This window comes from Chromobacterium sinusclupearum (assembly GCF_002902845.1).
GTDB classification, from domain to species: Bacteria; Pseudomonadota; Gammaproteobacteria; order Burkholderiales; family Chromobacteriaceae; genus Chromobacterium; species Chromobacterium sinusclupearum.
Genome location: NZ_PPTF01000005.1, coordinates 38,194 through 61,921 on the forward strand (window position 1 = coordinate 38,194; position 23,728 = coordinate 61,921).

The 23,728-nt window shown below is 61.8% G+C and carries 21 protein-coding genes; 5 read left to right on the forward strand and 16 right to left on the reverse strand.

Features of this window, described 5'->3' with window-relative positions; translation table 11 throughout:
- Window positions 1–15: 15 nt before the first annotated feature.
- From C2134_RS01120 to C2134_RS01170, 11 genes are all read right to left on the reverse strand, one after another.
- On the reverse strand, window positions 16–501 hold the full coding sequence (locus tag C2134_RS01120; RefSeq protein ID WP_103316828.1) for an OmpH/Skp family outer membrane protein: 486 nt from the start codon (window positions 499–501) through the stop codon (window positions 16–18).
- A gap of 21 nt (window positions 502–522) precedes the next feature.
- Window positions 523–2,838, reverse strand: coding sequence for an outer membrane protein assembly factor BamA (gene bamA, locus C2134_RS01125; protein WP_103316830.1), 2,316 nt, complete (start codon window positions 2,836–2,838; stop codon window positions 523–525).
- Between the two features lie 9 nt (window positions 2,839–2,847).
- Window positions 2,848–4,191 carry an RIP metalloprotease RseP gene (gene rseP / locus C2134_RS01130; protein WP_103316832.1) on the reverse strand — a complete coding sequence of 448 codons (1,344 nt, stop codon included), beginning with the start codon at window positions 4,189–4,191 and terminating at the stop codon, window positions 2,848–2,850.
- The gene (ispC, locus tag C2134_RS01135) at window positions 4,185–5,369 is read right to left on the reverse strand and encodes a 1-deoxy-D-xylulose-5-phosphate reductoisomerase (RefSeq protein ID WP_103316834.1); all 1,185 of its coding nucleotides are present in this window, start codon (window positions 5,367–5,369) and stop codon (window positions 4,185–4,187) included. Before ispC ends, rseP begins: the two co-directional genes overlap by 7 nt.
- Before the next feature lie 15 nt (window positions 5,370–5,384).
- Window positions 5,385–6,191: a phosphatidate cytidylyltransferase gene (locus tag C2134_RS01140; protein ID WP_103316836.1), complete on the reverse strand. Its 807-nt coding sequence runs from the start codon at window positions 6,189–6,191 to the stop codon at window positions 5,385–5,387.
- 6 nt (window positions 6,192–6,197) lie between these two features.
- Window positions 6,198–6,953, reverse strand: coding sequence for an undecaprenyl pyrophosphate synthase (uppS, locus tag C2134_RS01145; protein ID WP_233196327.1), 756 nt, complete (start codon window positions 6,951–6,953; stop codon window positions 6,198–6,200).
- 10 nt (window positions 6,954–6,963) lie between these two features.
- Complete coding sequence (gene frr, locus C2134_RS01150) at window positions 6,964–7,521, reverse strand: ribosome recycling factor (RefSeq protein ID WP_103316838.1); 558 nt, start codon at window positions 7,519–7,521, stop codon at window positions 6,964–6,966.
- A 77-nt stretch (window positions 7,522–7,598) separates the two neighbouring features.
- Window positions 7,599–8,318, reverse strand: a complete 720-nt coding sequence (gene pyrH, locus C2134_RS01155) for a UMP kinase (protein WP_103316840.1) — start codon at window positions 8,316–8,318, stop codon at window positions 7,599–7,601.
- Between the two features lie 91 nt (window positions 8,319–8,409).
- The gene (tsf, locus tag C2134_RS01160) at window positions 8,410–9,276 is read right to left on the reverse strand and encodes a translation elongation factor Ts (RefSeq protein WP_103316842.1); all 867 of its coding nucleotides are present in this window, start codon (window positions 9,274–9,276) and stop codon (window positions 8,410–8,412) included.
- A 74-nt stretch (window positions 9,277–9,350) separates the two neighbouring features.
- Window positions 9,351–10,082, reverse strand: a complete 732-nt coding sequence (gene rpsB, locus C2134_RS01165) for a 30S ribosomal protein S2 (protein WP_043624984.1) — start codon at window positions 10,080–10,082, stop codon at window positions 9,351–9,353.
- Between the two features lie 160 nt (window positions 10,083–10,242).
- Window positions 10,243–10,431, reverse strand: a complete 189-nt coding sequence (locus C2134_RS01170) for an ATP synthase subunit I (RefSeq protein ID WP_233163941.1) — start codon at window positions 10,429–10,431, stop codon at window positions 10,243–10,245.
- Between the two features lie 52 nt (window positions 10,432–10,483).
- Here C2134_RS01170 and C2134_RS01175 point away from each other — a divergent pair, with 52 nt between their 5' ends.
- Window positions 10,484–11,542, forward strand: coding sequence for an NAD(P)H-dependent flavin oxidoreductase (locus tag C2134_RS01175; RefSeq protein WP_304529164.1), 1,059 nt, complete (start codon window positions 10,484–10,486; stop codon window positions 11,540–11,542).
- Between the two features lie 21 nt (window positions 11,543–11,563).
- Here C2134_RS01175 and C2134_RS01180 read toward each other — a convergent pair whose 3' ends face one another.
- Window positions 11,564–12,760 (reverse strand): MFS transporter, encoded by a 1,197-nt coding sequence (locus tag C2134_RS01180; protein ID WP_103316848.1) that lies wholly within the window; start codon window positions 12,758–12,760, stop codon window positions 11,564–11,566.
- Window positions 12,761–12,972: 212 nt separating this feature from the next.
- Here C2134_RS01180 and C2134_RS01185 point away from each other — a divergent pair, with 212 nt between their 5' ends.
- Window positions 12,973–14,814, forward strand: a complete 1,842-nt coding sequence (locus C2134_RS01185; protein ID WP_103316850.1) for a hypothetical protein — start codon at window positions 12,973–12,975, stop codon at window positions 14,812–14,814.
- Here C2134_RS01185 and nrdG read toward each other — a convergent pair whose 3' ends face one another.
- Window positions 14,815–15,261 carry an anaerobic ribonucleoside-triphosphate reductase activating protein gene (gene nrdG, locus C2134_RS01190; RefSeq protein ID WP_103316887.1) on the reverse strand — a complete coding sequence of 149 codons (447 nt, stop codon included), beginning with the start codon at window positions 15,259–15,261 and terminating at the stop codon, window positions 14,815–14,817.
- Between the two features lie 7 nt (window positions 15,262–15,268).
- Window positions 15,269–17,407 carry an anaerobic ribonucleoside-triphosphate reductase gene (nrdD, locus tag C2134_RS01195; protein WP_103316852.1) on the reverse strand — a complete coding sequence of 713 codons (2,139 nt, stop codon included), beginning with the start codon at window positions 17,405–17,407 and terminating at the stop codon, window positions 15,269–15,271.
- A gap of 82 nt (window positions 17,408–17,489) precedes the next feature.
- Between nrdD and C2134_RS01200 the strand changes: the two genes are divergently transcribed.
- Window positions 17,490–18,224, forward strand: coding sequence for a hypothetical protein (locus C2134_RS01200; RefSeq protein WP_146042046.1), 735 nt, complete (start codon window positions 17,490–17,492; stop codon window positions 18,222–18,224).
- Between the two features lie 55 nt (window positions 18,225–18,279).
- Here the strand turns inward: C2134_RS01200 and typA are convergent, their stop codons facing one another.
- Window positions 18,280–20,097, reverse strand: a complete 1,818-nt coding sequence (gene typA, locus C2134_RS01205; RefSeq protein ID WP_103316856.1) for a translational GTPase TypA — start codon at window positions 20,095–20,097, stop codon at window positions 18,280–18,282.
- A gap of 222 nt (window positions 20,098–20,319) precedes the next feature.
- Between typA and C2134_RS01210 the strand changes: the two genes are divergently transcribed.
- Window positions 20,320–21,192 (forward strand): hypothetical protein, encoded by an 873-nt coding sequence (locus C2134_RS01210; protein ID WP_103316858.1) that lies wholly within the window; start codon window positions 20,320–20,322, stop codon window positions 21,190–21,192.
- 157 nt (window positions 21,193–21,349) lie between these two features.
- Entirely contained in the window at window positions 21,350–22,666 is a 1,317-nt protein-coding gene (locus C2134_RS01215; protein WP_103316860.1) for an enoyl ACP reductase FabMG family protein, read from the forward strand.
- A gap of 11 nt (window positions 22,667–22,677) precedes the next feature.
- Here C2134_RS01215 and C2134_RS01220 read toward each other — a convergent pair whose 3' ends face one another.
- Entirely contained in the window at window positions 22,678–23,673 is a 996-nt protein-coding gene (locus C2134_RS01220; protein WP_233196328.1) for an NAD(P)H-quinone oxidoreductase, read from the reverse strand.
- Between the last annotated feature and the right edge of the window lie 55 nt (window positions 23,674–23,728).

The window sequence follows — 23,728 nt, forward strand, 5'->3', positions numbered from 1 at the left end:
TGACGGTTTAAACGATTACTTGTCCAGCTCTTTGAGCACTTGCGGCGTGAGATCGAACTTGGGGTTGATGTACACCGCCTCCTGCAGGATGAGGTCGTAGTTCTCGCGCTGGGCGATCTCCTTGACCACGCGGTTGGCCCGTTCGGTCACGCCGGCGAACTCTTCGTTGCGCCGCTGGTTGTAATCTTCGGCCAGCTCGCGCGACTTGGCGCGGTAATCGCGGTCCAGGCTGGCGTATTCGCGTTCAAAACGCTTGCGATCGTCCTGAGACAGGCTATTGCCGCCGAGCTGGGACTCCAAATCCTTGGCCCGCGTTTCCATCTTTTTCAACTCTTCGCGGCGATCCGAGAACTCTTTGTCGAGCTTCTTGTAGATGGCTATGGACGCGCCAGCCTCGCGATAAATCCGCTCGACGTTGATGTAGCCGAGCTTGAAGTCGGCGGCATGCACCGGCATGGCCGCAACGCTCAACATAGCCAGCCACCATTTCCATGCTTTCATGATTGCGTCCTCGGATAGCGTTTAGAACGTGGTGCCCATCTGGAACTGGAAGCGCTGAATCTTGTCATTCGGCTCCTTCTTCAGCGGATTGGCAAGACTGAACTTCATCGGGCCCATCGGCGACAGCCAGGTCAGCGCCAGGCCTGCCGAGTAACGCAAGCCATCGCTCGCCGAGCTGTAAATCCCCGCGGCGTTTTGCTGGCTGGTCAGATTGGTGTTCCATAGCGTGCCGACGTCGACGAAGGCGCTGAGGCGCACGGATTTATTATCCTTCAAGCCAGGCATCGGGAACAGGATTTCCGCATTGGCCACCGCCTTGCGGTTACCGCCCAGATAGGAATTGGCTACGGAATCATACGGACCGATACTGCTGGTATCATAGCCGCGCACCGAACCCAGGCCACCCATGTAGAAGTTCTGGAAGAACGGCAGCACCTTGGTCTTGCCGTAACCGTCGGCATAGCCCAACTCGCCGTTCAGCATCAGCGTAAAGTCCTTGGACAGCGGGAAGTACCAGGTCTGCTGGTGCGTCAGACGGTAATATTCCAGCGAACCGCCAGGCAGACCCGCATCGGCATTGACGCGAATGGTGGCGCCGCGCGTCGGCCAAAGCGCGCTATCGCGCGTATCGCGGCTCCAGCCTACCGTGCCAAGTATGGTGTAGTTGCTGCTGCCATACTGGTTGACGAAGTCGATGTACTGCTGCGGGCTATTACTATACGTCGTGATGTCGGTCTTTTCCGCGCCCAACGTGAAGTTGATGCGGTCGTACTCGGTGATCGGCACCCCAAAGCGCACGTCAGCGCCTATCGTGCCGGTCTTGTATGCCGAGATAGAGGTCGCGTCCGGGTTGTAGACGCGGTCGTACACGTCATAACCCAGGCTGACGCCATCCGGCGTGAAGTACGGATCGGTGAACGACAGCGAGTAATTCTTGTTGACCTTCCCGGTGGACATGCCCAAAGACATGTATTTGCCGGAGCCGAAGATATTGCTCTGCGAGATGTTGGCGCCGATCACCAGGCCTTCGCCCTGCACAAAGCCCAGGCTGCCGGAGATGCTGCCGGTGGAGCGTTCCTTCAGGCTGATGTTCATGTCCACCTGATCCGGCGCGTCCGGCACCGCAGGCGTTTCCACGTTCACGTCTTCGAAGTAACCCAGGCCGTCCAGGCGCTCCTTGCTGCGCTTCACATCGGCAGCGTTGTACGGGGCGCCTTCCATCTGGCGCAATTCGCGGCGAATCACTTCATCGCGGGTCTTGTTGTTGCCGGCCACATTGACGCGGCGGACATAGGTTTTGCGGCCCGGATCGACGAAGAAGGTGAAAGCCGCGGTCTGCTTGTCGTGATCGATATCCGGCAGCACGTTGACGTTGGCGAAGGCGTAACCGGCCTCGCCCAGGCGGTCGCTGATCGCCTTGACCGCTTCAGTCACTTTCTCATTATTGAAAGTGTCCCCGTTCTTGATGCTGATCAGCTTGCGCAGCTCCGGCTCCGGCACTTTCAGATCGCCGGCCAAGCGCACGTCGGACACGGTGAACTTCTTGCCCTCATGCACATTGATGATCAAGTACATGCTCTGCTTGTCCGGGCTGATCGACACTTGCGACGAGTCGATGCCGAACTCCATATAGCCCTGATTCTGGTAGAGAGCCTTGAGCTTCTCCAGATCGCCAGTCAGTTTCTGCTTGGAATACTGGTCATCCTTGGTGATCCATGACAGCCAGCCGCCCGTGGTCAGGCTGAACTCATCAAGCAGCTTGGACTGCGAGAAAGCGTTGGCGCCGACGATGCGGATTTCCTTGATGCGCGCGGTCACGCCCTCGTTGATGTCCAGCGTGACCGACACGCGGTTGCGCTCCAGCTTGGTGACGGACGGCGTGATCTCCACCGAATACTTGCCGCGGCTGTAATACTGGCGCTTCAATTCCTGCACCGCGCCATCCAGCAAGGCCTGGTCAAAGATCAGCGACTCGGCGAAACCATTGTCCTTCAGCGCCTTTTTCAGTTGATCCTTGCTGAATTCCTTGGCGCCGTTGATGTTGAGCTGGGTGATCACCGGGCGCTCCGCCACGGTGACGATCAAGGTGGCGCCACGGCTCTCGACGCGCACGTCGTTGAAGAAACCGGTGTTGAACAGCGCTTTGATCGATTCCTGCGCCTTGGCATCGGTAAAGGTGTCGCCCACCTTGACCGGCAGATAGTTGAAGACCGTGCCCGGCTCGGTACGCTGCAGGCCCTCAACGCGAATATCCTTGATGACGAAAGGATCAGCGGCCATCGCAGTGGAGGCCATGGATAGGCCCAGCACGGCCGCTGAAAGTAGCTTCAATTTCATAGGTACGTTTTAACCCCCAAATAGGCGGCTGAAATCATTCAGCATGGCAAACGCCATCAAAGACGCCAGCAATATGAAACCAATTTTTTGTCCGAGCATTTGCGCCCGTTCGCTGACGGGCTTACCTCTTACCAGCTCCGCGACATAATACATTAAGTGGCCGCCATCCAGAACCGGTATGGGCAGCAGATTGAGTATGCCGATGCTGATGCTGATCAGCGCCAGAAATTCCAGATACGGCGTCAGTCCCTCGCGCGCCGTCTGCCCCGCCACATTGGCGATGGTCAGCGGACCGGACAGGTTGTTCAAAGAAGCGTGGCCAATCAACATATTGCCCAGAAACTTCAGGCTCATCCAGGCGGTGTCGCCCGTCTTCACCGCAGCCTGCTGCAATGCGCCGAACACGCCATAATGCACCATGAAGCTCAGCTTGTCGTTCCAAGCCGCATCCGGCAACGGCGCGACGCCAATGCGCCCCACCACTTCATCATACTGCGTCACCGCCTGCGGCCGCAGGCTCAATTGCATCGGCTTGCCGTCGCGCTCGATGCGGATTTGCAAATCCTTGCCAGGGCTATTGCGCACCTGCTGCACCCAAGCCTCCCAGCTGGATAGCGGCTGGCCGCCGACAGACAACAGCTTGTCGCCGGGCTTCAAACCAGCTTTGGCAGCCACGCCACCCGGCTCCACGACGCCCACGGCCGGCAGAAAGCGCGCAGGCGAAAACCCGGGATCGCCCTGCTGCAAGGCCTGCACCGCCTTGTCGCCAAAGCGGGCGGCATCGATACGCCGCTCCGCAGCGGCGCCGGAGGCATTCTGCACCCGCACGGGGATCACGTCGCCTGACATGGCGGCATCGACCAGGGCCAGGCGGATTTCCTGCCAGCTGGACACCGCGCGCCCAGCCACGCTGACCACCCGGTCGCCATCGCGAAACCCCGCCGCGGCCGCCGGCGTCTGCGCCACCACGGTGCCGATCAGCGGCTTCAGCTGCGGCACGCCCTGGGCAATCACGCCCCAGTACAACAAGACGGCCAGCAGCAGATTCGCCAGCGGGCCAGCCGCCACGATGGCGATGCGCTTGAGCACATGCTGGTTGTTGAAGGCGCGGGGCCGCTCCTCCGGATCGACATAGCCTTCGCGCTCATCCAGCATCTTGACGTAGCCGCCCAGCGGAATCGGGCAAATCACCCACTCGGTCTCACGCGGCTTGAAGCGGAACAGCGGACTGCCAAAACCGATGGAGAAACGCAATACGCGCACGCCGCACAGCTTGGCAACCCAATAGTGGCCAAGCTCGTGAAACGTCACCAACACGCCTATCGCCAGCAGGAACGCGAATACAGTCAACATAAGGCCACCCTCTGCTCCGCGTAGCGCCGGGCCTCGGCATCCCGCGCCAGTAATCCGGCCAGCGAATCGCTGGCCGCAGCCGGGACGCCGGACAAGGTGTCAGCCACGATGCGCGGTATGTCAATGAAACGAATCCGCCCTTCCAGGAAGGCGGCCACCGCCACCTCATTGGCGGCGTTCAACACGGCGGGCGCGTCGCCGCCGGATTCCAGCGCATCGAAAGCCAGCTGCAAGCACGGGAAGCGCCGCATATCCGGTTTTTCAAAGGTCAAGTCGCCCAGAGCGAAGAAATCCAGCGACTCCACGCCCGCCTCTATGCGCTCCGGCCAGGACAGGGCGCACGCGATAGGCGTGCGCATATCGGGAGAACCCAGTTGCGCCATCACCGAACCATCCCGATATTGCACCATGGAATGGATCACGCTCTGCGGGTGCACCACTACATCGATGCGGCTTGGCGGCACATTAAACAGCCAGCGGGCCTCTATGACTTCCAGCCCCTTGTTCATCAGCGTGGCGGAGTCTACCGAAATCTTGCGTCCCATGCTCCAGTTGGGATGGCGGCAGGCGTCATCCGGAGAGACATCCAACAGCTCGGCGGCGGACTTGCCGCGAAACGGGCCGCCAGAGGCAGTCAGGATGATCTTGCGGACGCCGGCGACATCCGGCTGGCCGGCATATCCCGCCGGCAGCGACTGGAAAATCGCGCTGTGCTCGCTATCCACCGGCAGCAAGCTCGCGCCGCTGCCATGGACCGCGTCCATGAACAGACGGCCGGCCACCACCAGCGATTCCTTGTTCGCCAGCAGGATGCGCTTGCCGGCCCGCGCCGCGGCCAGCGCCGACGGCAAGCCGGCCGCGCCGACGATGGCGGCCATCACCGCGTCGACTTCCGGCAAGACGGCCACCTGCTCCAAGGCCTGCGCGCCAAACAGCACCTCGCCCGCCAAGCCGGCATCGGCCAGGCGCAGGCGCAATTGCGCAGCGGATTCGGCATCCGCCACTACCAGATAATCGGGATGAAAACGACTTGCCTGCTCGAACAGTTTGTCGAGCTGGCGATGAGCGGTCAGCGCCACCACCCGGTAGCGCTCGGGATGACGGGCGATCACGTCCAGCGTGCTGCAGCCTACGCTGCCGGTCGCCCCCAGTACGGCAATACCCTGAGGTTTGCTCATGTGAACCTTCCAGAATTACATGCCGCCCAGCGCGCGCAGGGCGTTGCTGACCGCCAGCACGGCGATCAGACTGTCGATACGATCGTACACGCCGCCATGGCCGGGCAGTAGCGCGCTGCTGTCCTTGATGCCGGCCGAACGCTTGAACCAGGATTCCAGCAAATCGCCGCACACGCTGACCGCGGTCAGCGGCAAAGCCAACAACAATAGCCCCCACAGCGGCAGATGAATGTCCAGCCAGCCAAAGTGATCGACCAGCGCCACATACAAGGCCACGCACGCCACGGCGCCGTAAACGCCCTCCCAGCTCTTGCCGGGACTGATCGCCGGCGCCAGCTTGCGCCGGCCAAAGGCCTTGCCGGAGAAATAGGCGGCCACATCGGCCACCCAAACCAGCCCCATCACGGCCAACAAGGCCAGCGCATCATGCCGCGTCGGCTCCGGCCGCCACTCCATGAAGGCGAACCAGGCCGGCAGCATCAGGGCCCAACCGAGCAGCCAAGCCGCTGCGCCCGACGGAATCGGCCAGCGCTTAACCAGCCAGGCCGGCACCAGGACCAGCCAGAACGCCAGCGCCAGGCCATGAACGGCGGCATGCGTGTGCCAATGGCCGAACCAGGCGATCACCGCCAGCAGCGAAGACAAGGCCAAATAGGCGGCTTGCTCAGGCAGGCGCATCTTGACCATGCGGGAGTACTCCCACAGGGCCAGAATGACGATCAACCAGGAAAAGCCGCCCCAGGCGGCCGCAGGAAACAGGAAAAGTGCCGCCAGCATCAGCGGAAGCAGCACCAGCGCAGTCAGAATACGCGTTTTGAGCATGAAAGGTTAGGGTCGGTCGCGGCGCAAATGTTCCGGCAGTTGCTCGCTGGTGCGACCAAAGCGCCGTTCACGCTGCCAGTAGGAAGAAACGGCCTGCTCCAGCGCCGCGCGATCGAAATCGGGCCACAGCAGATCGGTGAAGTACAGCTCGGAATACGCCAGCTGCCATAGCAGGAAGTTGCTGATGCGCTGCTCGCCGCCGGTGCGGATGAACAAATCCGGTTCCGGCGCCCAGGACATCGTCAACTGGCGGCTCAGGGCCTCCTCGGTGATTTCAGTCGCGCCCTGCCGCAACAACTGGTTGGCAGCCTGCACGATATCCCAGCGGCCGCCATAATCGGCGGCGATGCTGAGCACCAGGCCATCATTGCCGGCCGTTTTTTGCTCCGCGCGATCGATGCGCTCGCACAGCTCGGCGCTGAACCGCTCGCGCGAACCCAACACCTTCAGACGGATATTGTTGCCATGCAGACGCTCCACCTCATTGTCCAGCGCGCGCAGAAACAGCTCCATCAGGAAGCTGACTTCCTCTTGCGGCCGACGCCAGTTTTCAGTGGAGAACGCGAACAGCGTCAGATAGCCGACGCCCAGCTCCTTGCAGGCCTTGACGATCTCGCGGACCGCGTCCAGTCCACGCTTGTGGCCGGCCACGCGCGGCAGGAAACGCTTCTTGGCCCAACGGCCATTGCCATCCATGATGATGGCGATATGCCGGGGCGGCTCGCGCCCCTCCGGCGTATCCTTCCAGGATGCGGAAAACAAGAGCAGCCCCTTACACAGCCATCAGATCGGCTTCTTTGGCGGCCAGCATCTTGTCGATTTCTGCGGTGTACTTGTCGGTCAGCTTCTGGATTTCGTCCTGGCCGCGGCGCTCGTCGTCCTCGGTGATGGTCTTGTCCTTCAGCAGATTCTTGAATTCAGTGTTGGAATCGCGGCGGATATTGCGCACGGCCACGCGCGCGCCTTCGGCCTCGCCGCGCACCACCTTGATCAGGTCCTTGCGGCGCTCCTCGGTCAGCATCGGCATCGGCACGCGGATGACTTCGCCCATGGACGCCGGGTTCAGGCCCAGATCGGAATCACGGATGGCCTTCTCGATTTTGGCCAGCATCGGCTTTTCCCACGGCTGCACGCCGATGGTGCGCGCGTCGATCAGCGTGACGTTGGCCACCTGATTCACCGGCACATCGCTGCCGTAGTAGTCAACCATGACATGATCCAGAATACCGGTGTGGGCGCGGCCGGTACGAACCTTGGCCAAGTCGTTCTTGAACGCCTCCAGCGATTTCTGCATTTTTTGTTCGGCCGATTTCTTGATCTCGTTAATCATGTCGCACTCCCAATCGAAACTTCAAATAACAAGGCGAAAACGGCCATTGCCGTTTTCGCCTTCAGCAATTTTCAAACTCAGCAGTGTACCAGCGTGCCTTCGTCTTCGCCAAGCACGACCCGGCGCAGCGCGCCGTTCTTGAAGATGCTGAACACCTTGATATTCAGCTGCTGGTCGCGGCACAGCGCAAAGGCGGTGGCGTCCATCACTTTCAGATTACGCGAAATGGCCTCGTCGAAAGTCAGGGTCTGGTAGCGCACCGCATCCGGGTTCTTTTTCGGGTCGTCGGTATACACGCCGTCCACCTTGGTGGCCTTCAGCATGATGTCGACGTTCATTTCCATGCCGCGCAGCGCGGCGGCGGTATCGGTAGTGAAGAAGGGGTTGCCGGTGCCGGCGGCGAAGATCACGACCTTGCCCTCTTCCAAGTACTGCATGGCCTTGCCGCGCACATAAGGCTCGGCGATCTGCTGCATGGTCAGCGCGGACTGCACGCGGGCGATCAGGCCCACCTTGGTCATGGCATCCTTCAGCGCCAGCGCATTCATCACGGTGGCCATCATGCCCATGTAGTCCGCGGTGGCGCGGTCCATGCCGGCGGCCGCCGGCGCCACGCCGCGGAAGATGTTGCCGCCGCCGATGACGATGCCTACCTCTACGCCAAGCTCCACCACTTCCTTGATCTGGCCGACGATCTGCTCGATCGTGGCGCGGTTGATACCATAGCTGTCATCGCCCATCAGGGCTTCGCCGGAAAGTTTCAGCAGAATGCGTTTATAGGCAGGAACTTGGCTCATGATGTCCTCGGTGTTGGCGGTTTATGGTATTTCAGTTTGCAAAACGGCACCCTGCATGCAGGGTGCCGTCGGTACAGCGGTAGCGTCAGGCTTACAGCTTGGCGGCGGCAGCCACTTCAGCGGCGTAATCCACTACCTTCTTCTCGATGCCTTCGCCCACCACGAACATGGCGAACGCCTTCACCGAGGCCTTTTGTTCGGCCAGCAGCTTTTCAACGGTCTGATCCGGGTTCTTGACGAAGGGCTGACCCAGCAGGGTCACTTCAGCCAGGAACTTGTTCACGCGGCCTTCCACCATCTTGGCGACGATGTCGGCCGGCTTGCCGGATTCGGCAGCCTGAGCGGTGTAGATCTTGCGCTCTTGCTCCAGGGTCTCGGCCGGAACCTGATCCTTGGACACGCACAGCGGCTTGGAAGCGGCGATGTGCATGGCCACGTCCTTGCCCACTTGCTCGGCGCCGGCGTAGTCGACGATCACGCCGATCTTCGCGCCGTGCAGGTAGGTGGCGATCGCGCCTTCGGTCTGGTAGCGAACAAAGCGACGGATGGTCATGTTCTCGCCCAGCTTGGCGATGGCGGCCTTGCGGATTTCCTCCACTTGCACGCCGTCCACCTCAACCGCGCCCAGCGCTTCCACATCGGCCGGATTGGCGATGGCGACAGCCTTGGCGGCGGCGGTAGCCAGGGCGACGAAGGTCGGGTCCTTGGCCACGAAGTCGGTTTCGCAGTTCACTTCAACCAGCGCGCCCACGCCAGCTTCAACGTAGGAACCGATGATGCCTTCGGCAGCCAGGCGACCGGCCATCTTGGAGGCCTTGTTGCCGGACTTGATGCGCAGGATTTCTTCCGCCTTGGCGAAGTCGCCTTCAGCCTCAACCAGAGCCTTCTTGCATTCCATCATGCCCAGGCCGGTGGCCACGCGCAGATCCGAAACCATTTTTGCGGTGATTTCCGCCATGCTTCACTCCTAATAATTTGGATTACGTAAATGATCGGGTCCAAAAAAAGGGGCTTGCGCCCCTTTTGGTCCGCTTACTCGGCCTGAGCCGTTTCAGCAGCAGCGACGATCTCTTGCAGAGAGTGCGCGCGACCTTCCAGCACCGCGTCGGCGATGCCGCGAGCGTACAGACGGATGGCGCGGCTGGAGTCGTCGTTACCCGGGATCACGTAATCGATGCCGTCCGGGGAGTTGTTGGTATCAACAACGCCGATCACCGGAATGCCCAGCTTCTTGGCTTCGACGATGGTACCCTTCTGGTAGCCGGTGTCGATAACGAAGATGGCGTCCGGCAGGCCCTTCATATCCTTGATACCGCCCAGCGAGCGCTCGAGCTTTTCAACTTCGCGCTGCAGGTCCAGCAGTTCTTTCTTGTTGTAACCGGTTTCGCCGGCGGATTCCAGGATGGCGCGCTTTTCTTCAAGACGCTTGATGGACTGCTTCACGGTCTTGTAGTTGGTCAGCATGCCGCCCAGCCAGCGGTGGTCGACAAACGGCATGCCGCAACGGGCAGCTTCTTCACGTACGATCTCACGCGCTTGACGCTTGGTGCCCACGAACATCACGGTGCCCTTGTTGGCAGCCAGACGACGCACATACTCCTGGGACTCTACGAACAGCGGCAGGGTCTTTTCCAGGTTGATGATGTGGATCTTGTTGCGGCTGCCAAAGATGTACTTAGCCATCTTCGGGTTCCAGAAGCGGGTTTGGTGGCCGAAGTGAACGCCGGCCTCAAGCATTTGACGCATGGTAACGTTGGTGGACATGCAAAAACTCCTAAAAGGGTTAAGCCTCCATCCGCGCAGACAACCCGTTCTGGAAACTGGTTCCGCCGGGCACCCTTTGGCGCGGATGTGCGTAGTTTTGATTAAAATCCCAGCCGATATGGCAAGGACGCAAGATTCTAGCACCGGAAAGCCTTCCGCCTCAAGCTTTCCGTCCCTGTTCTCGCTCCGCGCGGCGGCGACGCAGCTTGTTGCGTACCACCCATGCGACAAACCAGGTTGGCAGCACCCCGAGCAGGAAGCCGACAGCCAATCCGGCCGCCACGGAATCCTGCGCTACGGCAAGCATCAATACCACATATAACCAGGCCATCAGCACGATCAGCATCATAATTAAAACAATCGTTTGAATTTCAGGAAAAATACATCAACAATAAGGCGTCATTGTAAACCAGCCATCGGCCGCCATCATGCACACCGCCATCACCCGCCTGTTTGGCATAGAACGCCCGCTGCTCTGCCCCGGCATGAGCTATATCGCCACACCGGAACTGGTCGCCGCCGTCGGCAATGCCGGCGGCCTGGGCATCCTCGCCACCGGCCCGCTCTCCGCCGACGCCACCCGGGCCGCTATCCGCCGCATCCGGGAGTTGACTGACAAGCCCTTCGGCGTCGGCTGCACCTTGATGATGCCGGGCGCGGCCGACAATGCCAGGGTCGCGCTGGAAGAACAGGCGCCGGTGATCAACTACTCGCTGGGCAAGGGCGACTGGATCGCCGAGGCGGCGCACCGCTACGGCGGCAAAGTGCTGGCGACGGTGGTCACGGAGAAGCACGCCGTCTCGGCGGAAAAATGCGGGGCCGACGCCTTGTTGGTGACTGGGCACGAGGCAGCGGCGCACGGCGGCAGCGTCACCTCGCTGGTGCTGGTGCCGGCGATCCGGCGCGCCAGCTCGCTGCCCATCGTCGCCGCCGGCGGCTTTGCCGGCGGCGAGGGCCTCATCGCGGCGCTGGCGCTGGGCGCGGACGCCGTCGCCATGGGCACCCGGCTCGCCATGACGCGGGAAAGCCCGGTGCATGCCAACACCAAGGACATGGTGCTGCAGCGCGGCGTAGCCGACACGCTGTATTCGAAAAACTTCGACGGACTCTGGTGCCGAATGATGGACACCCCCGCCGCGCGCCGCGCCAGCCGCAAACCACTGGGGCTGATCCCTGCCGCCTTCCGCGCCAGCGCGGTCGCCCGTCGCATGGGGATGCCCGTGATAAAGGTGGCGATAGGCGGCATGCTGAGCCAGCCGCAAGCCTTGCGCCAACTTGCGCTGTTCGGCGCCGCGACGGAATCCATCCGCCTCGCCATCCAGGACGGCGACCATGAAAAGGGCGTGCAGTTGATAGGCCAGGCTCAGGGCCTAATCGACGATGTGCCGACGGTGGCCGAACTGCTTGCCCGCATCATGGACGAGGCGCAAGCCTGCCGCGCGCGGCTGGCCCAGTTGTGATTGAAAAAGCCGGGGCTACGGTTACAGCGCCGACATCGACTCCCCTCGCCGCTCGCGACTGAAGCGGATCAATATCGCGATGGCCAATGCCACCAAGCCGGCGACGATGGCCATCGCCAGCCCATAGTCGCCGCCATTGGTCTTGGCCATGTGCGCCTGCATCGGACTATTGACCGATGCCAGCAGATTGCCCAGCTGATAGACCAGCCCGGGAAAGGTGGCGCGCACCGCCAGCGGCGAGATTTCGTTCAGGTGCGCCGGGATCACCCCCCAAGCGCCCTGCACCGCGATTTGCATCAAAAAGGCGCCGGCCGCCAGCATCAGCGGCGTGCTGGAGAAAGCCCACAACGGCAGCACCGGCAGCGCGAACAGCGCCGCCAACGTAATGGCGTTGCGCCGACCTATCTTTTCCGACAGCGCGCCGACCGACAAGCCGCCGATAATCGCCCCCACATTGAGGCAAATGCCTATCATCTGCACCGTATGCGGATCGAACTTGTGCTGCACCCGCAGGAAAGTCGGATACATGTCCTGCGTGCCGTGGGAAAAGAAGTTGAAGCAGGTCATCAGCGCGATGGCGTACAACGACAGCCTCCACTGCGCGACTATGGTCTCCAGCAGGCCAGGCTTGTCGTGATGGCGCGCGGCTTCCCAGCTGGGACTTTCCGGCACATTGCGCCGGATATACAAGGTCAGCAATGCCGGCAACAGGCTGAGCATGAACATGCCGCGCCAGCCTATATGCTCGAACAACTGGCCGAAAGCCAGCGTCGCCAGCAGGTAGCCGCTGGGATAACCAGCCTGCAGCAGGCCGGAGACGAAACCGCGCGATTCCTTGGGTATGCTCTCCATCGTCAGCGACGAACCCACGCCCCACTCCCCGCCCATCGCCACGCCGAACAGGGTGCGCAGCACCAGCAGCACGATCAGATTGGGCGCAAAGGCAGAGGAAAAACCCAACACGGAATACAGCACGATATTGGCCATCAGCACCGGACGCCGGCCGAATCGATCCGCCAACCGGCCAAATATCAACGCGCCTATCGGCCGCGCCGCCAGCGTCAGCATCGTCGCCCAGCTGACCGCCTCGATATCGGTGCCGAACTCGCGGGCGATATCCTTGAGCACGAACACCATCAAGAAGAAATCGAACGCATCCAGCGTCCAACCCAGATAGCAGGCGAACACCGTTTGCCTTTGCGCTTTCGTCCAAGCCATTGCCCGCTCCTCCTTCATTATTCTCGATGGACCATCCAGTTCATGATAAATGAATCAAGCAAACGCGCAGCGGCAGCGCAAAAAATCGCAACAAACTAAAACAGCGAAACACCTAAGAGACGGCAAACGGCAATCCGCCATGCATCCAACATGGTTTTTGACTAGTCTGAAAACACTGGCCGTTGCCGGCCAAACCGCAAAGGAGAAATGCAATGAAGGCTCAAGCTGCATGGTTTTGGCTGGGATGCTGCTTCATGCTGGCATCCTGTGGCGGCGGTAGCGGCGGCGGCAGCTCAGGATCGAGCAGCTTGTCCGGGACCGTGGCGGTAGGCGCGCCGATGCAGAATGCCACGCTGACGGTGCTAGGCGCCAATGGCCAGACCGCCAGCGTCAGCGTCAATAGCGACGGCAGCTACAGCAACCTGGACGTCAGCGCGCTGACCGCGCCCTTCCGACTGCAGGCCTGCGGCCTGGTCAACGCGGTCTACACCTGTCATTACGCCGTCGCCCAAAGCGCGGGCACCGCCAATGTCACGTCGTTGACCACCGCCCTGGTCACGCTGGCCAGCGGCAGCGACGCCGCCAACATCATGACCGCCGGCGCGCCATCCGCCAGCGCGCTCAGCAGCAGCCAGCAAACACTGCAGGGCGCTTTATCTCAAGTCCTGGCCGCATCCGGCCTCAATAGCGGCGCTGACCTCACCACCACGGCCTTCAGCGCCAATCGCACCGGGATGGACAAGGTGCTGGACGCCATCGCCGCCAATACCGGGACCAATAACGGCCATACCTTCGTACAGCTGGAGGGGCGCTTTGGCAGCAGCAACTTCTACGTGGACAATAGCGGCAGCCAATCCGGCAGCCTGAGCGACAGCACCTTGATCAATGGGCTTAGCTTGGACCTGACCAGCATCAGCCAGATATTTTCGGCATTGAATAGCGCCGCCGGCAGCAGCAGCGCCAGCGCCTGCGCCGCCGTGCTGAACAACAACGTCGGCCTGCTGGATCCTCAGTTCACACTCAGCATCAACCAGCAAACGCTCAATACCAGCAATTTCGCTTCGCAAATCTGCGGCTTCCTGTCGCAAGGCGGCTTGCTCGGCGGCAGCGTCGCCAACCCCACGCTGCGCGATTGCGACTTCTCCGGCAGCGACAAAATCTGCACGGCCGGCTTCGACGTCATCAACGGCAGCACAGTGCAGGAAGGCGCGGAAATGGCGGTGGTGCTGCGCAACGGCACAACGGCGTGGAAACTGCTGGGCCAGGCATCGCCCTATGAAATCCATGTCAACGCCAATGTGCAGCGCACGCTGCGAGTAGGCGTCAGCAATCCACAACCCAGCTATTACCGCGCGATTTCTTTTGAGATTCATACCAGCGCCAATGGCGTCAGCAACGTGATTCAGTCCGCCAAGGTCTATCAACGCAACGCCACCGGCACCGGCTGGGACAGCACACCCATCGCGACGCTCAGCAATGCCGGCTGCACCAGCCAATCCTGGCTCACCATGCAAGGCAGCAGTTGCGGAAGCACATGGCTGGGCTTGGACGGCTTCAATAATGGCAACCTCGCCTCCGGCGATGCCCTGATCTCCGCCTTCTTCCAGCGCGGACGGCAAGTGAAGATCGACCTGTACTCCGACAATGCCTTCGGCAGCCTGATCACCAGCGTCTTCACTCGCGTGGATGGCGTGCCGCCTCAATCGTCTCAGCTGGCGACACTGCCTTGGCTGACGCTGGACAGCGCCAGTCAGAGCGCCTTGGCCAACTACGCCAGCGCCCAGGGCAACACCTTGAGCTTCTCCTGGACAGGGGACAATGCCGTCGTCCCGCATGATGCCTCATTCTGCAACAGCGGCAGCTGCAACAATCCCGTCCACATCGACCTGGGCGGCAAGCTTGGCAGCGCCGGCAGCGCCAGCTTCAACCTGTCCAGCCTGACGCTGGCCGCCAGCGATTACAAGATGCTCGCGCTGTACGGACGAGACCGCAGCAATCTCGGCTTCGAGAGCAATTACGTCAGCTGCGTCAGCGGCAGCAACAACTGCCCCTGATCAAGCGTTCAACCTGATCAGCCGTTGATTATCCGACCCCCGCCAGGGCTTGCTGGTCGGCAAGTCCTGGCGGTAGCGGCCGTCTATCAGCACATCGACGTAGCGCAGAATATCCAGCTCAGCCACTTCCTCATGCCGGTAGCCGGTCCATAGCCAGATATCCTTGTCCGGATAGCGGGCCTTGAAGCGCCGGCACAAGTCCAGAATCTCGCCGCGATTGGCCGGGTGCAGCGGATCGCCGCCCGATAGGCTCAGGCCGTCGTGCTTGGCGCAATGCGCCAGCAACTGCTCGCGCACTTCCGGGGTGAACGGCCGGCCCGCCTTGCGGTCCCAGGTCGACGGGTTGTGGCAGCCTGGGCAGGCATGCGGACAACCGGTGACAAACAGCGTCACCCTCACCCCTTCGCCATTGAGCAAATCGCAGGTGTAGTAGCGGTCGTAATTCATCGCTACCTCAATGCTCGCCGCCATAATGCTTGACGCGCCGCATCACTTCCTTCTGTTTGCCCGCATTGAACGGCCGGGCATTGGGACTGCCCAGATAACCGCACACCCGGCGCGTCACCGACAGCGAGGCGCTGTCGCGGTTGCTGCATTGCGGGCAGCAAAACCCCGCCGCGTCGGCCACGGCCTCTCCCATGAAGCCGCACTGGCCGCAGGAGTCCACCGGGGTATTGCTGCCGAAGTACGGCACGCGCTGCAAGGCGTAATCCCAGATCGCCTCCAGCGCCTTCAGATTGTGCTGCATGTTCGGCAGCTCGACATAAGTGATATGGCCGCCGTTGGCCAGCTCGGCGAAGCCGGTTTCGAAGTCTATCTTCTCAAACGGGTTGACCTTGCGGAACACGTCCAGATGGAAAGAGTTGGTGTAATAGCCCTTGTCCGTGACATCGGGAATATTGCCAAACCTCTCCTTATCCAGCTTGCAGAAGCGATGGCACAAGGACTCGCTGGGCGTGGAGTACAAGGAGAAGGCGAAGCCGGTTTCGCGCCGCCATTCCGCGGCGGCTTCCTTCATCCGCGCCACCACCTGGCGCTGGAATGCCTGAGCCTCGCGGCTGTCCGCCGGATGCGCGCCGAACAGCAGCACGCCCACCTCATGCAGGCCGATGTAACCCAGGGAAATGGAGGCGCGCCCGCCCTCGAACAAACGCATGATGTCCTCGTCCGGCTGCAGCCGCATGCCGAAGGCGCCTTCGGTGTACAAAATCGGCGCCACATTGGCCTTGACCCCGCGCAGCCGCTCGATGCGCAGCATCAGCGCGCGGAAACACAGCTGCAGACGCGGCTCCAGCAAGCGCCAAAACGCCTCGGCATCGCCGCGCGCCTCGATGGCGATGCGCGGCAGATTCAGGCTGACCACGCCCAGATTGTTGCGGCCATCCAGCACCTCCCGGCCCGACGCGTCGCGCCACACCGACAGGAAACTGCGGCACCCCATGGGCGAAACCGGCACCGAAGAGCCGGTGGTCTGGCGGATCAAGGCGGCGGAAATGATGTCCGGATACATGCGCTTGGACGTGCATTCCAGCGCCAGCTGCTTGATATCGTAATTGGGATCGCCCGGCTTCAGATTGACCCCATCGTCGATGAACATCACCAGCTTGGGGAATACCGGCGTGATGCCTTCCTTGCCCAGGCCTTTGATGCGCACGCGCAGGATGGACTGCTGAATGATGCGCTCCTCCCAAGCCGTACCCATGCCGAAGGAGAAAGTCACGAACGGCTGCTGGCCGTTGGAGCTGAACAGGGTGTTGATCTCATACTCGCAAGCCTGAATGCCATCGTAACATTCCTTCTCCGTCCGCTCGCGGGCGTAACGATCAGGATCGGGGATGGCGTATTGCCTGGCCACATCCAGATTCTTGCGATAGCTCTTCAGCACATACGGCGCCAGCGTCTGATCGATATTCGGGATGGTGGTGCCGCCGTACTGGTGGCTGGCCACCTGCGCGATGATCTGCGCGGTGACGGCGCACGCCACGCCTATCGACTTGGGACTCTCGATCTGGGCATTGCCCAGGCGGAAACCCTGCTCCAGCATGCCCTGCAAATCCACCAGGCAGCAATTGGTGAACGGCAGGAACGGCGAGTAGTCCAGATCATGAAAATGGATATCGCCATCATCATGCGCTGCCAGGATATCCTTGGGCAGGAAGTTGCCGGCGAACTGCTTGGACACGATGCCCGCCATCAGGTCGCGCATCACCGGAAACACATTAGCATCCTTGTTGGCGTTCTCGGTGGTGGCCTCCTCATCGGTCTTGTGCACCAGGCCCATCAGTTTGGCGTGCAGCTCGGAACCGCGGGCGCGCACGGTGTCGCGGTCATGGCGGTACTCGATATAGACACGCGCCACTTCCGGATAACGCCGCATCAGCGCATCCTCTACCCGCTTCTGGATGGCCGGAATGTCCAGACGGCCATCCCGCGCCAATTCGCGGCACTCGCGCTCCACTTGCGCAGCGATTTCCAGCGCCAGACCGGCCGGTTCCGCATGGCCGGCCGCCGCCGCCGCCCGCCGGCAAGCATTGGCAATCTTGCCGATGTCGAATTCCACCACCGCGCCATCGCGCTTGCGCACCTGAAGCATCGTCGCCCCCTCCACAGTTCTATCGTCGGAAAACGGAAATCGGCGCGCACTGTCGCGCGCCGGCTCCGCAACGGACGTTATTGTGGCGAAATCCACCAGGCGCTGCCCGGCTTTTTATTCAAAATATGGGGAAAGAATTTGCCATCGATCAATATATTGTGATTTCACAGCAATCGATGATGATGCGCACAATATGAAACACCAATGGCATGAAATCGCCGCTAAAGTGCATGACAATATTCAACGGAGCAAAGCCATGCGCCGTATTGTGATGTTTTATCTGCTGGCCGCACTGAGTGCGCACAGTCTGGCGGCCGATAACGAACAAGTTCAGGGCCAGGGAGGCAACATTCTGCGCTACAGCTCGACGCAACTCCGCATCGAGCCTTCCGCCCAAGAAAACCAGAGCTACCTGCAAGTGCGGGATACGCGCCTGGAAGGCGCGACCACGGCCTCGGCGCTGCAGGCGGGACGCAAGGCGCTGGAAGCGCTGGGATACAACCGCATCGAAGTCGACGCCGACTACGGCCTGATTCGGGCGGAAAAGGATGAGGTGCTGATCAGCCAGTCGCGACAAATTTTACGCGGCATCCTGAAATTGAAGTTCCCGCTGCCCGGCAAACCCGACCACCAAACCACGGAAACCCTGCTGACACTGCGCCCAGGCGGACAAGCCGGCCAAGTCTTGCTGCGCGCGCATATCCGCCAGACCATCTGGGACAGCAACGGCAATTCACGCACCAAGCTATGCAGCGACCAGGCCGTCTATCGCCAGTTGTACGACAAAATGAACAGCGCGCTGAGCGGACGCCAGTAGTGAAAAAAAGCCCCGCTTGCGCGGGGCTTGTTTCATGCCAAGCTGTAAAGCCTGATCAGTTGCTTTCGATCTTGGCCATCTTGCGGCGCTCATGCTCTTGCAGGTAGCGCTTGCGGATGCGGATGGACTTCGGCGTGATTTCCACCAGCTCGTCGTCGTCGATGAACTCCACAGCCGATTCCAGCGTCAGCTTGATCGGGGTGGTCAGGCGCACGGCTTCGTCGGTGCCGGAGGCGCGCACGTTGGTCAGCTGCTTGCCCTTGACCGGGTTCACCACCAGGTCGTTGTCGCGGCTGTGAATGCCGATGATCATGCCTTCGTACAGCTTGTCGCCCGGGGAGACGAACATGCGGCCGCGATCTTCCAGCTTCCACAGCGCGTAAGCGACAGCCTCGCCGTTTTCCTGCGAGATCAGCACGCCATTGTGACGGCCCGGCAGATCCGGCTTCACCGGCGCGTAGTCGTCGAACACGTGGCTCATCAGGCCGGTGCCGCGGGTCATGGTCATGAAGTCGGACTGGAAGCCGATCAGACCGCGCGCCGGGATATGGTATTCCAGGCGAGTGCGGCCCATGCCGTCCGATTCCATATTGGTCAGCTCGCCGCGGCGGCGGCCGATTTCTTCCATCACGCCGCCCTGGTGATCGTCTTCCAGGTCGATGGTCAGGTTTTCATACGGCTCGCACTTCTGGCCGTTGATTTCCTTGTAAACCACGCGCGGCTTGGCCACAGCCATTTCGAAGCCTTCGCGGCGCATGTTTTCCAGCAGGATGGTCAGGTGCAGTTCGCCGCGGCCGGACACGCGGAACACGTCGGCGTCGCCGGTGTCTTCCACGCGCAGCGCCACGTTGGTCAGCAGCTCTTTGTTCAGACGATCGCGAATCTGGCGCGAGGTCACGAACTTGCCTTCGGTGCCGGCCAGCGGCGAGGTGTTCACCATGAAGTCCATGGTCAGCGTCGGCTCGTCCACGGACAGCACCGGCAGGCCAACCGGCTGGTCCTTGTCGCAGATGGTCACGCCGATGCCGATATCCTCGATGCCGGAGATGATCACGATGTCGCCGGCTTCCGCTTCCGGCACTTCCACGCGCTCCAGGCCCTTGAAGCCCAGCACCTGATTGATGCGGCCGGTGGCAACCTGTTCTTCGTGGTTCATCACCACCACTTGCTGACCCGGCTTGATGCGGCCGTTCAGCACGCGGCCCAGGCCCAGGCGGCCGGTATAGGTGGAGTAGTCCAGCGCGGAGATCTGCAGCTGCAGCGGCGCATCGGCGCTGCCCGCCGGGCTCGGCACGTGGGACAGCACGGTGTCAAACAGCGGACGCATGTCGCTGGATTCCTGATCCAGCTCATGCTTGGCGAAACCGGACAGGCCCGATGCGTAGATGATCGGGAAATCCAGTTGTTCGTCGGTGGCGCCCAGCTTGTCGAACAGGTCGAAAGTCTGGTCAACCACCCAGTCCGGACGCGAGCCCGGACGGTCGATCTTGTTGATCACCACGATAGGACGCAGACCCAGGGCCAGCGCCTTCTTGGTCACGAAGCGCGTTTGCGGCATCGGGCCTTCCACGGCGTCGACCAGCAGCACCACGCCGTCCACCATGCCCAGCACCCGCTCCACCTCGCCGCCGAAGTCGGCGTGTCCCGGGGTGTCGACGATGTTGATGTGCACGCCTTCGTAGTTGATGGCGGTATTTTTGGCGAGAATGGTAATGCCGCGCTCTTTTTCAAGATCGTTGCTGTCCATTACGCGTTCGTCGACATGCTGGTTTTCGCGGAAGGTGCCGCTTTGTTTCAGCAATTGGTCAACCAGGGTGGTCTTGCCATGGTCCACGTGGGCGATGATGGCGATGTTGCGGATTTGTCGGGTCATGTTTAGCGTTTCGGCTGGAATTCTGAAAACAGAAAAATCGAAAGATTATAGCATGCTAGCCCAGCGCCAAGAAAATTTCGGTAAAAACAAATGATAGTTTTATAGTTTCTCCATTAATAAACGGCGGCGGCAAAAACTTGAGGCCGAAAGCTCGGCCGACTCGTCGCCATCGGCTTTTGGCGCTACACTGCCGGCCATCCGGCAACACCAAGGACTCCCGACATGTACGACTGGAACGCTCTGTGGCATGAGCGCGAAGCCTACCGCACCGGCTTCGACATCCACCATAACGACGCCAACGAGCTGGCAGACGCGCTGCGCGCCAAGCTGATCCATCCGGCCGCCCATCCCGAAGAAGTGGCCGTTTATGAAAATGACGATCGCTACATCCTGGCCGGCCACGCCGGCGGCCTGCAACTATTGGAAGTATTGAAGCACGGCCTGTTCGACATCACCCTGCGCTTCGTCACCGAGGACGAGGGGCAGAACGTGCCGCTGCCGTATGTGGAAATCCACGTCGACAATCTGGCCACCGAAGAACAGGCGGTCTGGCGCGGCGAAGCCCGGCTGGACGACGAGGGCCGCATCTGGGTGGGCAAGCGCACGCTGGACGAAAACGTGCTGCCGGCCATGCCCTTCGACGAGCTGTCCTTCACCGACAACGCGGAATTTCGCGAGGCCCTGTCGCGCGTCTGGCATGAGGACTTGCCTCAGCTGCGTCCGCTGATCGAGGCCTGGTTCCATCATGGCGGCGCAGCGCCAACCCACGAGGAGCCCGCCCATTACGGCGACGCCGACCGCGTGCAGCAAATCTGCGACCGCTACGCCGAAATCGTCCGCCGCGAGCAAGCGCTGCTGTCGCGCCTGTTCAGCGACGACGAACTGCGCCTGATCGCTGGCGTCATCGCCGGCATCCACTTCGACAGCGCGGCCTCCTGCCGCGGCGTGTGGCTGGCGGTGGAAGCCCGCATCATCGACGACGAGCTGGATCAACAGTTCCAGATCGACAGCGAGGCGCTGCTCGGCAAGCTGAAGAATCTGAGCTACGCCCAGGAAGTGGCGCTGATCGAAGCGCTGTCGCCGCTGCAATCGTGACATGCCGGCGGCAGAGTCCGCCGCCGCGTCGAAATGGCGCGCATGAGAAGCCGTTTCGGGTATCATGCACGCCATTTTCGAGCAATCACACTAAAACACTCGCAACATGCCCGCCATTAGCGCGGCAAGTCGCCATCAATCCGGAAAGATCGATCACATGACCGAAGCCACCGCCCTGCGCACACTCCCGCAACACACCCTCTTCCGTCCCGGCGACGTATTCGTCCTGTTCGGCGAATTGTTCGGCCGCGGCTACGCCAACGGCCTGATCAACGAGGCGCGCAAGGCCGGCATGGAAATCATCGGCATGACTGTGGGCCGCCGCGACGAGAACAACCAGCTGCGCCCGCTGAACGAACAAGAGCTGGCGGAAGCGGAGGCCAATCTGGGCGGCAAGATCATCAACGTGCCGCTGATGGCCGGTTTCGACCAGGATGCGCCGGCAGGCGAAGCGACGCCCACCCAATTGCTGGGCGCGCTGAGCCTGAAAACCTGGCAGGAAGACAAGCTGGACTGGGAACATATCGAGAAATGCCGCCAGATCGGCGTCGCGCGTTTCCAAACCAGCGTGGCGCAGGCCATGGCGCAGCTGGACGGCATGATCGCCGATGGCCGCAATGTGCTGTTCGCCCATACCATGGCCGGCGGCATTCCCAAAGCCAAGGTATTCCTGGCCATCGCCAACCGCGTGTACAAGGGCCGCGGCGAACGCTTCCTGTCCACTGAAGCGCTGCTGGGCAGCGATCTGGGCAAGCTGATCCTGCAGAACTTCGACGAAGTCACCGCCAATACCTTCCAGCACCTGATAGACGGCAGCGCCAAGCTGCGCCAGCGCCTGGAATCATCCGGCGGCCAAGCGCGCTATGCGGCCTACGGCTATCACGGCACCGAAATTCTGATCAACGGCGAATACCAGTGGCAGACCTATACCAACTACACCCAGGGCTACGCCAAGAAGCGGCTGGAGAACATCGCCCGCGCGGCCTGGCAAAACGGCGTCAAAGCCACGGTGTTCAATTGTCCGGAAATCCGCACCAATTCGTCCGACATCTTCGTCGGCGTGGAGCTGCCGCTGCTGGCGCTGCTGCGCGCCTTGAAGCGCGAGCAAGCCGGCGCTTGGGCGGACGCGCAATGGCAAGCCTGCGCCGCGTTGCTGCAGGACGGCTGCGCGCTGGAAGACGTGCTGAGCAAGCTTGACACGCTGAATAATGACGAAGTGATGCGCGGCTTCCGCAATTTCGCCGCCTGGCCGATGCCGAACAGCCCGGAACTGGCGGAAGTGATGATAGGCACCTCCGAATCCATCGTCGCCATGCACCGCGACGCCAAGGCGCTGATCACCGACCACCTCAGCAGCCTGGTGATCGAAGCCAGCGGCGCGCTGATGTTCGGCGAAGCCGCGCAGCCGGCCGCCCCGGTGCTATGGCTGAACCACGACATCATCGCCCGCCAACTGAACCAGGCCCACGGCTAAGCCATACCCGCTCAGGCCTCCCCGGCCTGGGCGGGAAACATCGTCAGCACCACCTTGCCCAGGTTGCGGTTTTCCGCCATATACTGATGCGCGTCCGCTACCTGGGTCCAGGGATAGCTGCTGTCCACCACGGCGCGCAGCCGGCCGTCGAGGATCGCCGGCAGAATGCGCTCGCGCAGCGCCGCCGCCAACCTGGCCTTCACCGCCAAGGGCTGCGGTCGCAGCGTAGAGCCTATCAGGCTGATGCGCTTCATCAGCAGCCGGCCGAAATCCAGCTCCGCCTTCAAGCCGCCCATCAGGCCGATGTTCACTAAACGGCCATCCGGATTCAGCGCCTGCAGGTTCTCCGCCAGATAGCTGGCGCCCACCGGGTCCAGCGCCACATCCGCCCCGCCCCAGCTTTTGACCAGATCGCCAAATGCCGCCGTCTCGCGGTAATTGAAGACTTGCCGCGCGCCCATCTCGCGGCAGAACGCCAGCTTTTGCGCGCTGCCCGCGCTGGCGAACGCCGTCGCGCCCAGCATGTTCGCCAGCTGGATCGCCGCCGCGCCCACGCCGCTGGCGCCGGCATGCACCAATACGCGCTCGCCGGCTTGCAACTGGGCCTTTTCCACCAGATTGAACCAGGCCGTCATCCAGGCCTCCGGCAGGCTGGCGGCCTCCACCCAGGACAATTCGTCCGGCTTGGCGATGGCCAGCGCTTCCTCCATCAGCACGTACTCGGCGTAGCCGCCGCCCTCCACCAGGCCGAATACCGCGTCGCCAGGCTGGAACGCCGAACCGTCCGCCGCCTCCTCCACCCAGCCGGCCACCTCCAGGCCCATCAGCGGGCTGGCGCCAGGCGGCGGCGGATAGCGGCCCTCGCGCTGCATCAGGTCGGCGCGGTTGACGCCGGCCGCCATCACCCGCACCAGCAGCTTGTCCGGCGCCCATTGCGGACGCGGCCACTCGCCGATTGCCATCGTTTCCACGCCGCCGGGCGTGTTTTGCACCACTGCCTGCATCATGATTTCCATCCTTTCGTCGGCTTGCGCTCAATGACGGACAGATGCGGCCAATGCC